Here is a 14,648-nt window from a genome sequence, read left to right as displayed (position 1 = left end):
GCAAGTACTAAAGGATATTAATCAATAAAAACTATTGACAATTTGTCGAATCAAAAACAGCCTGCAAAATTAATATTTTGCAGGCTGTTTCTTTTTTTTGTGACCCTGTCGTGACAATTGTCTAACCTTTTTTTAAAAGTTTTTAAGCTTATGAATATGCTGTCATCCATTTTATAAAATCAATGACAACATTAATTTATTCGTAAGCTGATATGGGTTAAATTTAGTATTTCTAACTTAATAAAGATATTAGAAATGAGAAGACCCATCAAAATATTGATGGGTTTCTTCGTAACCCGGAATCTTGAGCAGTTTAACATATTTATTGAAGATTATTATTAAATTGTTAGCGCTAAGATGATTTTTGAAATATGCTTTTATAAACTCTTACTCGGGCATTTTTGGTGTTGCAATGCGCCCGTTTGGTGTGCTTAGTGTTTCAATAAAAGCTAAAAGTGCATTGATTTCGGCTCTGTTTAAATCTAATTTTTTAAGAATTGGAGAAGTTACAGGAATCAAAGAATCGCGCGCAGTTCCTAGATATTTTTTTTGAATAGCAGCAGGATTTCCTAAATTATAAAATTCAACCACATCCAATAAACTAGGAAAATGTCCGTGATGCATCCAAGGTCTTGTATTGGCGACCTCTCTTAAAGTTGGCGTTCTAAATTTTCCAAGATCTTTTTTGTCTCCTGTAACATTGTATCGACCAAAATCTTCATCCTTGGTCCCAAACAATGATTGTCCGTCATTATGGAATTGATTGTCGCTAAAATACGGCGTATTGTGACAGTTAATGCATTGCGCTTTAGTTCTGAATAAATGTAATCCCGTTACTTGCTGATCCGTAAACGCCTCCGATTTTCCGCTGACAAAATTGTCAAATTTACTTTTGGGGCTTTTTATAGTGCGTTCAAAAGTAGCAATCGCATATTGAATTCTTTGTAAAGTAACTTTTTCGTCACCAAAAGCTTCTGTAAATAATTTGCCATAACCTTTTACAGCAACAATTTTATCTACAGCAATGGTCAACTTTTCATTCATTTCCAAAGGATCTGCAATAGGAAATTGCGCTTGATCTTCTAAGCTGGAAGCACGCCCATCCCAAAATAATGTTTTGGCATAACCTGAATTCAAAATGGTCATGGAGTTTCGTTTTCCGTTTTGTCTATTGTGACCAAAAGAGCGCGTCAGATTATCGGTCCAACCCAATTCCGGGTTGTGGCAGGAAGCACATGCTATTTGTCCGCTTACCGATAATCTGGGATCAAAAAATAATGTTTTCCCTAAAAACGCTTTTTCTTTTGAGTATTTATTGTACTCTGGATAAGTCATTTCAGGAAGTGGTCCAATATCTTGAAAAGTGGTTTTGTCAACGTTCTTGTCCAAAGTGGGTTTTGGCCATGACGCCGGATTTCCACTGGAATACAGTTTCCTTAAATGCTGTATGTCAATATATTCGTTTTCATCGTCTGTTTTGTAAGCCGATAAAAAAATCAGCAAGGCGATTGGCAGTATGATATGTTTTATTTTCATTTGTGACTAGTATTACGGATTTTATAAACTAATTTCTTTGAGACAGCTCTCGGTTATCGGAGCCGGTTTTGGATACACTCTGTTATTAAAAATTCTGTATTGTGAGGAAACAGTTCCGCCAAAAAGAGCCGAATTTGTTGCTTTTAATTCGAATGAAATTTCAAATAAACCAGCACTAATTTCTCTATATGTTCCGCTACCGGAAATACCTATGCTGTAACTTTTAGCGTTTGTTCCTGCAATGGTAATGTATTGCGGAATTACTAGAACAGCACCTTTTGTTTTACTATTTCCGTTTTCAGGGAAAAATTCAAGCGCCGAAGTAATATTAAATCCAGGAGAATTTGCAGCCGAAATACTTTCATTAGAGAACCATCGTTTCAAACCGAAAGAATTTGTTGTATTAGTCCCCGTAGTAACATTAAACCCAATTTTGAAAGCATGGTGATAAACATCATCTGTTGTGCTTGGAGTTCCTTTATCACTGTATAAAATGGCGTTTTCTGAACCCGCAGGAACAACCACAGGAAATGTAAATGCATTAAAAGTCTGCCACGCACACACGCCACTTCTATCAAACCAATTCTCTCCATAAGTCAGGTAAAAAGGATTGGATAAATCATAGAAATTTGCTGCTGTATTTGTCGCCGTATCTCGAATTGATTTAATCGGTTTCACGATTTGAAGTACCGTATTTCCAGTTGTCGTGTATGTATCTGAATTGACTAATGCAATATTAGTTTGATAAAAAACATCATCATTTTTTATATTTTCCAAAAGTTTCAAACGATAGGTTACGCTGTTTCTATTGGTACCAAAATCATCGTGCGTTAATGTATAATTAAATCCATTTAAAAACTCAAACATTGTATTATCATTAATTTCCGAAGGTATAAAACCATTTGGAAAATCAACTTTAAAAACAATTTCTTCACCTACTTCTCCTTTTATTTCAAACCTGTTTATCGGAAAAGTGTAGTTTGTTTTTACCTCATCAAGATTTACTTCGAAACTATTATTAGGAGCTACAGTATTCAGATTTCCAATAGTAATAGCGGGATCTGAGCTTTCTTCAAGTTTTAAAGTAATCTTTTGCTTCGTGCTCCATCTTTTGTCAAAAGACAAATATATAGTATCCGTAAGTTGATTACCCATAAATGAGATTTGGTCCAATGGTTTAACACTAAAACTATCACTATCTCCTGTTCCTGTTATGCTATAGGTCACAAAAACAGGTTTTTTCAATGTAGGCGACGTTAATGTTACTGGAATTTTCAATGTTTTCACGGATGTGTTCTTGTAACTGCTCACAGGAACTAATGCGCTGTTCACCGCAGGATATTGTAGTGGTACGTTGTTGCTGCTCACCAATACATTGAACCGTACAAATGGATCTACAGCATTTGAACTTAATTGATAATCATCCTTTGAGCAAGCGGTAAACAGGCTTAGGATCAAAACGGCTATCGATATAATTTTAATAGGATTCATTTTGCTGTAAGTTTGAATTAAGATTAATATTCTTTCTTGGAATTGGCAATACAAATTTTGGAGACGGATAATCCAAACTACAGTTTAGCGACAAACATCCGTCGTTTCTTGATACGGACTTATTTCTTCTGGCCAAATCAAAAAATAAATGTCCTTCAAAGCAAAGTTCTTTTCTTCGTTCCAATAACAGGGCTTGTTCTAAATTATCAGTTGTGGTTAACAGAGTTGCTTTTGCTCTAGCTCTAATAGTATTGATATCGTTTTTGGCAGTTTCTAAATTTCCAAGTTCAAAGGCTGCTTCAGCACGAATTAAATAGAGCTCGCTTAATCTAAAGGCGGAATATCCGGGATTGTCTTGCAACTTTTTGGTAAAAGAATAATTGACATTTACAAATACTCCATTGATCAACGTAGGAAGTGCTTTTTCTAAAAACAATTGCTTTCTAATATCAGTAGATTCATAAAGTCCTAATAAATCTTGGGAAGCCACGTATTTATTGTAATTTGTATTGGAAAAATACCCAAAATAACTGGATAAAGAACCTCCAACTTCGCCACCGCTATCTCTGGGAATAGAAAACTCCAACAAATTTTCAGCAATTGGAACATTAGTTTGTTCCCATTGTGAGATATAATTTTCAGTTGGCGTTAATGAAAATCCCGAATTCAAAATAACATCGTTTGCAGTTGCAAAAGCATTCTGCCAATCGTTTTTAGATAGATATACTCGTGCCAATAATGCTTTCGCATTTGTACTGTTGAAAAAGGAATATGATGGTCCTGCTAACAGCGATTTATCCGAAAAATTATCCAAAGCCGCGTTGATATCCTCAATAATTAGAGAATAAGTGGTTGTCAAAGTTTCTCTTTTGGGATATGTAATGCCACCCGATAAACTTGTTTTATTGTAGACAATTCCCAATTGTGTATCTGGAGAAGTGTTTCCTACAGCCTGACTGTAAATTAAACTTAACAAATAATGAGAATAGGCTCTTATTACTAAAGCTTCGGCCTTGATTTGTTTTTTTTCAACATCAGTTGCGTCTGGTAAAGCATCAACATATTCTAAGATTAAATTGGTTTGATTTATTACATCATAACTTTCGTCATAAAAAGTAGTGAAATCACTATCAAGCGCCTGGTCTTGGAACGAATACACATTTTCAAGATTTATTGGTATAGTAATCAGGCCTCTGCTGTTACCAGTTATTGTAGGTGTAAACTTGAGATTTCCACCTTGTAAATCAGCATAAACCGCAAATCGTTCGCCTCTTACATTTGCTTCAAGCGATCCATAAGTACCATTCAAAGCGTTTAACATCCCTTTTTTTGTGGATAACTGTTCGGTAATCGAGGTTTGAGAACCGGGTTCTTGTTCTAAAAAATCACTGCAACTCTGCAATGCAAAAAGAACAAATAAAACCATTACTAATTGATACTTATATGTTGTTTTATAGTAGTTCATCGTGTTAAAATTTAGTATTAAACCCTAAAGAAATTGTTCGTGCTTGTGGATAGGTAAAGTTAAATTCACGTATTCCGTTCCTTCCAGACGGACTTTTATCTTTGTACCAATACACCACATTCGAAACATCAACAAAAACAGATAATGCGTCTAAAAAAGTCTTTTTGATAGGAACATTATAGCTTAAATTAATATTGCTGATTTTTAAATAAGTAGCGTCATATAAAAATTTGCTCAAATTTGGAATCAGCGTTGTATTGCTGATTACCAAAGGCTGTGAAACTATATCTCCTTGATTTCTCCAATAATCATACGCATTTACCGAAAGGTTTCTATTAGAGGTAATGTTATATTTTGAGATCAGACTGTTATCCACTAAATAATCTCCCCCCAATTGAAAAGCTCCTCTTATGGATAAAACAATCGCATTATTGATGGTGAAATTATTATTAAAACCACCGTAAGCTTTAGGTTGGTTATTTCCAATAGGCACCCAATCAGCCGCAGTAAATAAGCTTGTATAAGTAGCCGCATCATATATTTGCCCGTCTTTCTCTACCAAATCTCTACCGGTTGCAGGATCAACACCGGCCCATTTTATTCCCCAAATTGTTGAGGTGCTGTATCCTACTTTTTGAGCAAGAGCAACTTCTGAAGTAGAAAATTCACTTCCTAAACCTACAAGTTGCGTTACTTTATTTTCAACGGTAGAAATATTAAAGGATGTTGTCCATTTAAAACTATCGCTCTGCAACCATTTAATACGAGTTGAAAATTCCACTCCTTTATTGTACATACTGGCTGCATTTAATTGAATGGAACTATAACCAGTCTCGGTTGGGATGTCTCTGCTGGTTATCAAATCTTTCAAATCATCATAAAAATATTCCAAGGACAATTCTACTCTTCCTAAGAAATTAAAATCGACACCTGCGTTAAACTTTGTATTTTTCTCCCAACTCAGTTGCCCGTTTGGCGCTTCACTTGGAAAGGAACCTTCAGCACCATTATACCCATTTTGGCTCAAAATGTAAAGCCCTTTTGAACGATACGATCCTATTCTTGAATTCCCGGTTGTTCCATAACTGATTTTAAATTTTAATAAATCAATACCTGTGCTCGATTTCATAAAATCTTCATTACTGACAATCCAGCTCAATCCCGCTCCACCATTTAAAGCAACATTGGTATCATCACCAAAAACGGAACTTTCATCTCTCCTGAAATTCCCTAAAAAGTAATATCTCTTTTTGTAATTATAGTTAAACTGTGAAAAGAAAGAGACTCTTGAACTATAACTGATATCATCGCCAAACGTCTGATTAGCTAATGTTTCATCAACGGTTGTCAACGGATCATCATCTCGAATTGCATATTGAACATTATTTATCCCATTTGGATTGACAAAACCTCTACCGGAGGAATAACTGAAATTAGCTTTGTCATTGGACAATTCGAAACCCAAAATCCCATCAATGTTATGGTTTAAATTTAATGTTTTATTGAATAAAGCTTGTCCTTGCCAGTTCCATTTAGTAGAGTTTCTTTCGTTCAAAAGGCGTCTTCCCCAGTTTGGGTATTGCATTCCTCCTAAGGTAAATGAACCGTTGTATTGTCCGCTTTCATTGGCACCGGAAAAGTACCTGTCTTGCGTTTTGTCTTTGTAATCTATTCCGAAAAGCGTAGAGAAACTTAAAAAGTCGCTGAATTCATAAGAGGCATTCAAACTTCCTAAAAGACCGTAACTATCGGTAATATTTTTATTTTGTTCGATGGCTGCCAATGGATTTCCTAAACCTAAAACCCCCACAGTTGCAAACGTTCCATCCGCATTATAGGGCGAGATAGTAGGAACAAAAGCATAACTGTAATAAATATTTGGTGCATCCTTCTGAATAAAACTAGGGTTCAATGACAGGCCAAAATCAAATTTATCCAAGCGGTAACCCAGATTTATTCCAGCGTTAAGTTGTTTTGTTTTATTGCCTTTTTGAGGCTCGTCTATTGCAAGATAACTCAAACTGCTGCGATACGAAAACTTAGAGTTAGCTCCTGAAACATTAAAATTATATTTGTTATAAATTCCTGCAACATTCAGCAAATCAAACCAATCCGTATTTATGCCGTTATAGGGAACCGGTGTGTAATTTGTTTGACTGTTTTTTAAGTATTCATTCCTCAAATCATTGTATTGGGAACCACTTAAATATTTAATAGGATTAATAGCTGAGGAAATTCCCATTTGATTAGAAAATCCGAATTTTGTTTTTCCTTTTTTTCCTTTTTTGGTTGTGATAAGAATGACACCATTTGCACCATCAGCACCATAAATACTTACTGCAGCAGCATCTTTCAGTACCGTAAAACTTTCAATATTCTCTGGTGAAATTTGGGCAAGAGGATTCGACAAGTTTTCAGAAAAAGTACCGTTAGCATCAAAAAACTGACTATCAATCCCTACTTCTTCACTCATTATTACTCCATCAACAATGATTAAAGGTTGAGTAGAAGTTCCTAAATTAGAATTAGTCAACGAACTTAGACTTCCTTGTCCACGGATATTAATTTTAACAGGACCTCCAATCCCGGAAGTATTTTCAATCAATACCCCTGCAATTTGACCGCCCACAATTTTATCGATGCTTTCAGAGGCTTGCTCCACGGCAATATCTTTAGCATTTAAAGTAGAAATGCTTCCTACGATTTCCTCTTTTAATTTTTTAGTTCCGTAAGAGGAAGTAATCACAACTTGCTCTAACTCATCTGTGACTTGCTCCATATTAAAAACAAAATCAAATGAGTTTCCTACACGAACGGACTGCGCTTTCATTCCTAAAAACGACACTTCTAAAAACGTATTTTGAATATCATTTCCTTTCAATAAATAAACAAATTTACCGTTGCTGTCACTAATAGCTCCATTTGAAGTTCCTTTTATCAAAATAGTGGCTCCAGGAATAGGAAGTTTGTCTTTGCTGTCTATGACTACGCCTTTTATGAATCGTTCTTTTTCCTGTGAAACCGTTTTGTCTGAAATCTCCAGTAATAATATTTGTTCTTTTTGTATAAAAAACGATATTTTCCTGTCTTTTAAGAGTTTCGTCAACGCATTTTCCAGTGTACTGTTTTTAAGAGATACAGTAACTTTTTGATTTACGTCAATTTTATTAGCATTGTAAATAATTCGGAAATTGGTTTGTTGTTCTATAGATTTTAATACTTGACTTAGTGGTTGTTCTCTAAAACTTAAAGTAATCGTTTTATCTTTTGACTGGGAAAAAGTATTGATACTCAAAAAGAATATCCCAAAAGTCAGTAAGAGTTTTTGCCAATAGGGGTGTTCTGTAAACGTCATTTAATTTTGGTTTTTGGTTGGTTAGTGTTAGTTGTTTATTAATTTGTAATTTTTATAATGCCATCTTTTTTGGAATATTTAAAAGGTGTATCCAGCTTTAATAAGTCCAGGATATCTTCCACCTTAGACTCTTTAATTTTAATTGTTCCTGAGAATTTTTGTGCGACTAAATTGCTATTTGAGTTTACAATCGTGACATCGAAGGCGCGTTCCATTCTTTTGCAAATGGATCCAAAAGAAGCATCCTTGAAAATAAGTTCGCCTTGAACCCAGGCAGTAAATAAATCGACATCTACTGTTTCAGTTGCAAATTTTTTGGAGGAATTAGTCCAAGTTGCTGCATGGTTTGGTGATAAGATGGTATTGTTTTTAGGATTAGCATTTTCGGACAATCTCACGCTACCTTCTACTAAAACAGTTTGAATTTGTTTTTCATCCGGATATGCCGAAAGGTTAAACTTTGTGCCAAGAACTTCGACACTTACCTGATTAGACTCCACTATAAATGGATGCAATTTATCTTTGGTAACATCAAAAAAAGCTTCTCCGGTCAAATACACTTTTCTAGAGGTATTTAATCCAAATTGTTGCGGATATTTCAGTGTACTTCCCGCATTCAAATGAATCAAAGTACCATCTGAAAGAGTTACTTTGAATGTTTTGCCATAAGGTACCTTAAGTGTATTGTAAACCAATTCATTATTGGTTGCATGACCGTAATAAACGATGGAATCCTGACTTTGTTTCGCTATTGCATTGCCTTTCTCATCGATAACGTTTTTCGTTTGATCCTTCGAAATATATTCTATAGTGCCATTGCTTAACTCCAGAACGATTTCTTTGGAAGGATTTGAATTTGGCACAAACAACTGTGTAGCTGTTTTTCCCAAACCGATAAATACAAGAATAATAGCTGCATAACGTAACAATTTATACCATTTACCCCTACTTTTCTTTTGTTTTTTCTTGTAAAATTCCTGAAGCGCCATTGCCGGAGAGTCGCTTGAATTTTCAGTGAAAGCCCATGCTTTTTTTAAAGCTATAAATTGTTTTTTATTCTCTTCAGAACTTTCAATCCATTTAAAGACAACAAGAACCTCTTCTTCAGAGGCTTCATTATCTAAATATTTATAAATCAATTCAGAAATCATATTTTTTTTATTTAATCAAATACTACTATAATTAACTTTTAGAAACTTCGAAAACTATTATTGTGGAGAAAAGAATTAAAAAAAATTGCAAGCAATACTCCAATCGTCTAAGTAAGTACACTTAATAATTGAAATACCCTATGTTAAAATTTAATTATTTTTTAACTATTTAGTAAAGTGATAATAAGTATGGAAGGTAAATAGTCTGACAATTGTTCTTTGAGAATCTTCAAAGCCTTTGTCATGTGGGCTTCAACTGCTTTTTGCGTTACACCCATTTCAATGGCAATTTCTTCATTTTTTTTATTCTCAAAACGTTTTTTCAGGTACACTTGTTTTGTCTTTTCAGGAAGATCAGCGATTACTTTATTAATTAACACTTCTAATTCGGTTAATTCTAAAGAATCAAAATGCATTGAATTCAAAATTTGAGTGTCTAATTGTCTCTCTTTTTGATTTAATAAGTCATTTTTAAATTTGTCTTTTACTTTATTATGCCTTACAAGGTTTAAGCATATTGATTTTGCATACGTGAACAAAAAAGGTTGAATACCAGTTTCAGTCTGGATTTTATCTTTATTAATCCATAATTTCAAAAAAGCTTCTTGGGTTACATTTTTAGCTTCGTCCTTATCGTATAAAAATTGGATACTAAAACCTAAAACACGATTATAGTACTTGTTGAAATAAAAATTGAAAGCAACATCATTCCCTTCCTTAAAGGCATTGAAGTGGCTTAATTCATTATGATTTATTTCTTTCATTAAATAAAATGACTCGCTGTTTTGGAAAAAGCTAAATTAAAAAAATAAATGAACTAATTGTAACTGTTCATCGTGTAATACAGTAATTGATTTATAAGTTTCGAACCATTAAATCTTGCATAGATGAAAACAGTAACCATTTGAGGTTTATATCTGATGTTTAAAAAGTAAAGATAAAGTTCCTCACCTAAAATTAGAACGGACTAATTAATAGCAATATAATTTAAAGTCAAAAAAGCTAAAATAACAGCTATGGTGGTGGAGAGCAGACGTGGAATACAAAAATATGAACCCAAAATTTAGTATTTCGAGAAGATCATTCAATTTGGGAAGAAAATAGGGCGTATATAACTGAAAAATTAAACGATATTTTTGACTCAATTGTAGTGATGACTGGACTTAGGAAAGGTATTAAAAGATGGAAAAAAGCATAAAAACCTTGATGGGTTTTTATCAGTGGCAAGATTGTACGATAAAAAAATGTAATGAATTTCGAGAGGATTATTATAAAATTGTGCATGCTAATGATGATCTTTAAATAATTGAATTTTGAATTATTATAAGTCGAAAATCTTACTTTTTATTATCTAAATTGAAATATTGACCCTATTTGAACCATTTTTAAAAGATCTGAAAGATCTGAGTTTGCTCCAATTTGTTTGATAAAGCCATTGAAAAAAATAAGTTTATTCTTAACCTCAGCATATTTATAATGGTTTCATATATAAAGCATAGAATGAGTTAAGAAGCATATATTACTAGTAAAAATACTTTTTTAAATCTTGAACGTTATTCGCAGTTAGTATTTTATATTCAAATTTATAAAATTCAATAAGGTTAACTTTTAGATTTCTAGCGAAGAGGAAATCATTAAATTTTCTAGTCAAAGGCTTCAGAATTTGTTATCTATGCATTTACAGAAAGTCATTATGTGGGGAGTTAGTAAATGACTATTGCTTAATTTTTAGCGTTAGTCATCTTAAAATATTGCTAGTTTTATAAACGGTTTTTTATTTGATATTTATAAAGGAAATAGGTACTTTAACTAAGCAAAAATGTATTTTTGTATTCTAAAATTTCATTTCTACCATTTTGAAAAACATCCTTATCATCGACGACGAAGAAAAACTTCGCGGACTTTTAGCCAGAATTATAAAATCAGAAGGATTTGAAGTTTTTGAAGCATCGGATTTAAAATCGGGTTTCAAAAAAATGGAAATTAAGGATATTGATGTGGTCCTGTGTGATGTCAAACTTCCAGATGGCAACGGCGTTGATTTTGTACAAAAAATTAAACTAGGATTTCCTTTGGTTGAGATCATATTATTAACCGCTTATGGCAAAATTTCCGATGGTGTTCAAGCCATGAAAAATGGGGCTTTTGACTACATCGTGAAAGGAGACGATAACGATAAAATTATTCCGCTGCTTTACAAAGCTTTGGAAAAAGTCCAACTTCAAAAGAAAGTCCAACAATTAGAAAAACGAATTTCCGATAAATATTCATTTGATTCTATTATTGGAAAGTCGAAAGGACTGGAACAGGTAATTGATTTGGCCAAAAGAGTATCCAAAACAGATTCCACTATACTTTTAACGGGTGAAACCGGAACAGGAAAGGAAGTTTTTGCGCAAGCCATTCATGAAAATAGCAATCGGGTAGGGAAGTCCTTTGTAGCATTGAATTGTAGCACTTTTAGTAAGGAAATCCTCGAAAGTGAATTATTCGGACACAAGCAAGGGGCTTTTACCGGTGCTTTAAAAGATAAAAAAGGATTTATTGAAGAAGCTAATGGCGGAACCTTATTTTTGGATGAAATCGGTGAAATGCCAATAGAATTACAGGCCAAATTACTAAGGGTTTTGGAAACTAGCGAGTATATTCAGATTGGTGATACTACCCCAAGAAAGTCCAATTTCAGACTGATTGCCGCAACCAATCGCGATTTAAAAACCGAAAGCGAAGAACACCGTTTCCGTTCGGATTTGTATTTTAGGTTGAATATTTTCGAAATTAAAATTCCTCCCTTGAGAGAAAGGATAAAAGATATTGCGCCATTGACTCGTTATTTTGTCAAACAATTTTCAGTTAAAACGAACAAGCAATCTTTATCTGTTGATCTGGAATTTCTTCATAAATTAGAAACGTATCATTGGCCAGGAAATATCAGAGAACTTAAAAATGTGATTGAACGCTCCGTTATTTTGGTAGATGGAGAAACTTTGACACAAGACGTATTACCATACGAAATACAGCATCAAACTGATAAAACCGATAAAAAATTATCTGCTTTTTCGATGCAAAGTGTCGAGAAATTACACATTCAAAAGGTATTGAATTATACCAAAGGAAATAAAGCAGAAACGGCACGCTTATTAGAAATAGGAATTGCAACACTTTATCGGAAATTAGACGAATACAACATTCATTAAAATCATATTATTTTGAGAAAAGCCTATCATTTTGATAGGCTTTTTTTATGGCTTTTTTTTACAGATAAATCACAAAGTTTTAATTGATAAGCCTTTGATGGTCATGATGACTTTTTGGAATGTATTTTGGCATAAGCGATGAAGAACAAAAAAATTATTCTTATGAAATCGCCCTGATTCAAATTAAAAATAAAACCGAAGAATGGCGATACCATGTTCCTTTAAAAACAAATATTAAATACATATGAAAAATCAAGTCACTACAATTTACAAACAAGCAGAACGCTTTGCTGAAATCACCAAGACTGCAATTATTACGGGAAATATTTCCAGAGCAAAAAAATGCTTGGCACTTGCTGAACAATTATTGATAACGGGAAGCAACGAAACAAAAATTGCTATTTCGAATGTTTATCTTTTTTCAGTTTCCTCTTTTATGGAATTACGTCACTGTAACATTTCCAATCTGTTTCCAAAATCGTTGAAGGCAGAATACATTAAGCAAATTAATGCAAGCGGAGTTTAACCCTAATTTTAAATCCATGATAGTAACTATTCTTTTAATCGCACTAGCCGTTTTGTTATTTGCGATTTGTTTTAAAGCAGTCGAATTTTTTGAAAAAATCTAAACCATGACAGTACTATTTATTATTGCACTTGCCGTTTTTGGCTATTTGATTTATGTATTAATCAAGCCCGAAAAATTTTAACTCAATAAACTAATTTTTTATGAATACAGAATTATTTGGTGTCATTAGTATTTTTATCGTTTCGATAGTTTTGGCTATTCCTGTTGGAAAATATATAGCTAAAGTTTTTACGGGAGATAAAACACTACTAGACCCGATTTTCAATCCAATTGAGAAATTTATTTTCAAAATAAGTGGTATCAATTCCACGGAAGAAATGAACTGGAAACAACATTTAAAAGCATTGTTAAGCGTGAATATGGTTTGGTTCTTTCTTTGCTTTTTTGTTTTGTTGTTTCAAGGTTCAATGCCTTTGAATCCGGATAACAATCCAAATATGTCACCTGATTTGGCATTTAATACCGCTATTTCGTTTGTGGTGAATTGCAATTTGCAGCATTACTCTGGTGAAACAGGCGTTTCTTATTTATCACAGATGGTATTGATGTTCCTGCAATTTGTTTCGGCAGGTGTCGGAATGGCAGCCGCAGCCATGGTTTTTACTGCAATGAAAGAAAGAACAACTGATAAATTGGGAAACTTCTACAACTATTTTATCAAAAGCTGTACCCGTATTTTACTGCCGCTTTCTGCAATTGTAGCTATCGCTTTGTTATTTAGCGGAACACCAATGACTTTTGAAGGAAAAGACAGCATCACCACTTTACAGGGTGACACTGTTGCAGTTTCCCGTGGACCAGCAGCAGCATTTATCGGTATTAAACATATCGGAACCAATGGCGGTGGATTTTTTGGAGCCAATTCGGCACATCCATTAGAGAATCCTACTTATTTTACCAATGCGGTTGAATTATGGGCACAATTAATTATTCCTTTTGCGATGATTTTCGCTTTAGGTTTTTATCTAAAGAAAAAAAGATTGTCTTATGTCGTTTTTGGAGTTACGACTGTTGGGTTTTTACTTTTAGTAATACCAACCGTTATCAGTGAACTCAACGGAAACCCAGCTATCGAAAAAATGGGAATTGCCCAAACAACCGGAGCCATGGAAGGTAAAGAGGTTCGTTTTGGACCTGCTATTTCTGGATTTTGGAGTATTGCCACCACCGTAATTTCTACAGGTTCGGTCAATAGTATGCATGACAGTGCGATGCCGGTTTCTGGTTCGATGCAATTGTTGGCTATGATGGTCAACGCCTTTTATGGTGGTTGCGGAGTAGGATTTTTGAACTTCTATATTTTCATCATTCTAGCTGTCTTCATTTCGGGATTAATGGTGGGACGAACCCCAGAATTTTTAGGAAAGAAAATTGAAGCCCGAGAAGTCAAAATTGCTGCTTTCATAGCCATTCTTCACCCTTTATTGATATTGTCAGGAACGGCATTAGCTTCTTATTTTGCTGCAAATAATACTGTAATGGGATACTGGTTTAGCGGTAATGCCACTGGCTGGCTGAACAATCCTGGTCACCACGGATTTTCGGAAATGCTGTATGAATATACTTCGAGTGCAGCCAACAATGGTTCTGGATTTGAAGGTTTGGGCGACAATAATCCTTTTTGGAATATCACCACAGGAATTGTTTTGTTATTGAGTCGTTTCCTTCCGATCATTGGACCTTTGGCTATCGCTGGATTATTAGCCAATAAAAAATACATTCCCGAAAGTGCGGGCACTTTAAAAACAGATACGACTATTTTTGGAGTTATGGTTTTTGCCGTAATCGCCATTATTGCAGCTTTATCTTTCTTCCCAGCATTGGCTTTAGGACCATTGGCAGAATATTTTACATTAAAATAATA

General features: G+C 33.9%; 10 protein-coding genes. 4 read left to right on the top strand and 6 right to left on the bottom strand.

Going from position 1 to position 14,648, the window contains the following annotated elements; translation table 11 throughout:
* Positions 1-387 precede the first annotated feature (387 nt).
* From IWX80_RS13295 to IWX80_RS13270, 6 genes are all read right to left on the bottom strand, one after another.
* Positions 388-1,536, bottom strand: a complete 1,149-nt coding sequence (locus tag IWX80_RS13295) for a cytochrome-c peroxidase (RefSeq protein WP_196853851.1) — start codon at positions 1,534-1,536, stop codon at positions 388-390.
* 21 nt (positions 1,537-1,557) lie between these two features.
* On the bottom strand, positions 1,558-3,027 hold the full coding sequence (locus IWX80_RS13290) for a hypothetical protein (RefSeq protein WP_196853850.1): 1,470 nt from the start codon (positions 3,025-3,027) through the stop codon (positions 1,558-1,560).
* Positions 3,014-4,492 (bottom strand): RagB/SusD family nutrient uptake outer membrane protein, encoded by a 1,479-nt coding sequence (locus IWX80_RS13285; protein ID WP_196853849.1) that lies wholly within the window; start codon positions 4,490-4,492, stop codon positions 3,014-3,016. The genes IWX80_RS13290 and IWX80_RS13285 overlap by 14 nt, the downstream gene beginning before the upstream one ends.
* Before the next feature lie 4 nt (positions 4,493-4,496).
* A complete protein-coding gene (locus IWX80_RS13280; RefSeq protein ID WP_196853848.1) occupies positions 4,497-7,847 on the bottom strand; it encodes a SusC/RagA family TonB-linked outer membrane protein in 3,351 nt (1,116 codons plus the stop codon).
* A gap of 38 nt (positions 7,848-7,885) precedes the next feature.
* A complete protein-coding gene (locus IWX80_RS13275) occupies positions 7,886-8,998 on the bottom strand; it encodes a FecR family protein (RefSeq protein ID WP_196853847.1) in 1,113 nt (370 codons plus the stop codon).
* 161 nt (positions 8,999-9,159) lie between these two features.
* Complete coding sequence (locus IWX80_RS13270; RefSeq protein ID WP_196853846.1) at positions 9,160-9,762, bottom strand: RNA polymerase sigma-70 factor; 603 nt, start codon at positions 9,760-9,762, stop codon at positions 9,160-9,162.
* 1,089 nt (positions 9,763-10,851) lie between these two features.
* Between IWX80_RS13270 and IWX80_RS13265 the strand changes: the two genes are divergently transcribed.
* The 4 genes from IWX80_RS13265 to kdpA all read left to right on the top strand — a co-directional run bounded on the left by IWX80_RS13265 (position 10,852) and on the right by kdpA (position 14,646).
* Positions 10,852-12,195 (top strand): sigma-54-dependent transcriptional regulator, encoded by a 1,344-nt coding sequence (locus IWX80_RS13265; protein ID WP_196853944.1) that lies wholly within the window; start codon positions 10,852-10,854, stop codon positions 12,193-12,195.
* A gap of 244 nt (positions 12,196-12,439) precedes the next feature.
* The gene (locus tag IWX80_RS13260) at positions 12,440-12,721 is read left to right on the top strand and encodes a DUF7674 family protein (RefSeq protein ID WP_091168820.1); all 282 of its coding nucleotides are present in this window, start codon (positions 12,440-12,442) and stop codon (positions 12,719-12,721) included.
* Positions 12,722-12,827: 106 nt separating this feature from the next.
* Positions 12,828-12,905, top strand: a complete 78-nt coding sequence (gene kdpF / locus IWX80_RS17100) for a K(+)-transporting ATPase subunit F (RefSeq protein ID WP_091169075.1) — start codon at positions 12,828-12,830, stop codon at positions 12,903-12,905.
* Between the two features lie 19 nt (positions 12,906-12,924).
* Positions 12,925-14,646 (top strand): potassium-transporting ATPase subunit KdpA, encoded by a 1,722-nt coding sequence (kdpA, locus tag IWX80_RS13250; RefSeq protein ID WP_196853845.1) that lies wholly within the window; start codon positions 12,925-12,927, stop codon positions 14,644-14,646.
* Positions 14,647-14,648 lie beyond the last annotated feature (2 nt).

Source organism: Flavobacterium sp. CAN_S2 (assembly GCF_015752255.1).
In the GTDB taxonomy this organism is placed as follows: Bacteria; Bacteroidota; Bacteroidia; order Flavobacteriales; family Flavobacteriaceae; genus Flavobacterium.
This window is presented reverse-complemented; position numbering and strand designations above follow the sequence as displayed.

Bases quoted from the DNA above. Each gene is read 5' to 3' on its own strand.
- IWX80_RS13295 (WP_196853851.1), bottom strand. From the start codon at position 1,536: ATGAAAATAAAACATATCATACTGCCAATCGCCTTGCTGATTTTTTTA.
- IWX80_RS13290 (WP_196853850.1), bottom strand. From the start codon at position 3,027: ATGAATCCTATTAAAATTATATCGATAGCCGTTTTGATCCTAAGCCTG.
- IWX80_RS13285 (WP_196853849.1), bottom strand. From the start codon at position 4,492: ATGAACTACTATAAAACAACATATAAGTATCAATTAGTAATGGTTTTA.
- IWX80_RS13280 (WP_196853848.1), bottom strand. From the start codon at position 7,847: ATGACGTTTACAGAACACCCCTATTGGCAAAAACTCTTACTGACTTTT.
- IWX80_RS13275 (WP_196853847.1), bottom strand. From the start codon at position 8,998: ATGATTTCTGAATTGATTTATAAATATTTAGATAATGAAGCCTCTGAA.
- IWX80_RS13270 (WP_196853846.1), bottom strand. From the start codon at position 9,762: ATGAAAGAAATAAATCATAATGAATTAAGCCACTTCAATGCCTTTAAG.
- IWX80_RS13260 (WP_091168820.1), top strand. From the start codon at position 12,440: ATGAAAAATCAAGTCACTACAATTTACAAACAAGCAGAACGCTTTGCT.
- kdpF (WP_091169075.1), top strand. From the start codon at position 12,828: ATGACAGTACTATTTATTATTGCACTTGCCGTTTTTGGCTATTTGATT.
- kdpA (WP_196853845.1), top strand. From the start codon at position 12,925: ATGAATACAGAATTATTTGGTGTCATTAGTATTTTTATCGTTTCGATA.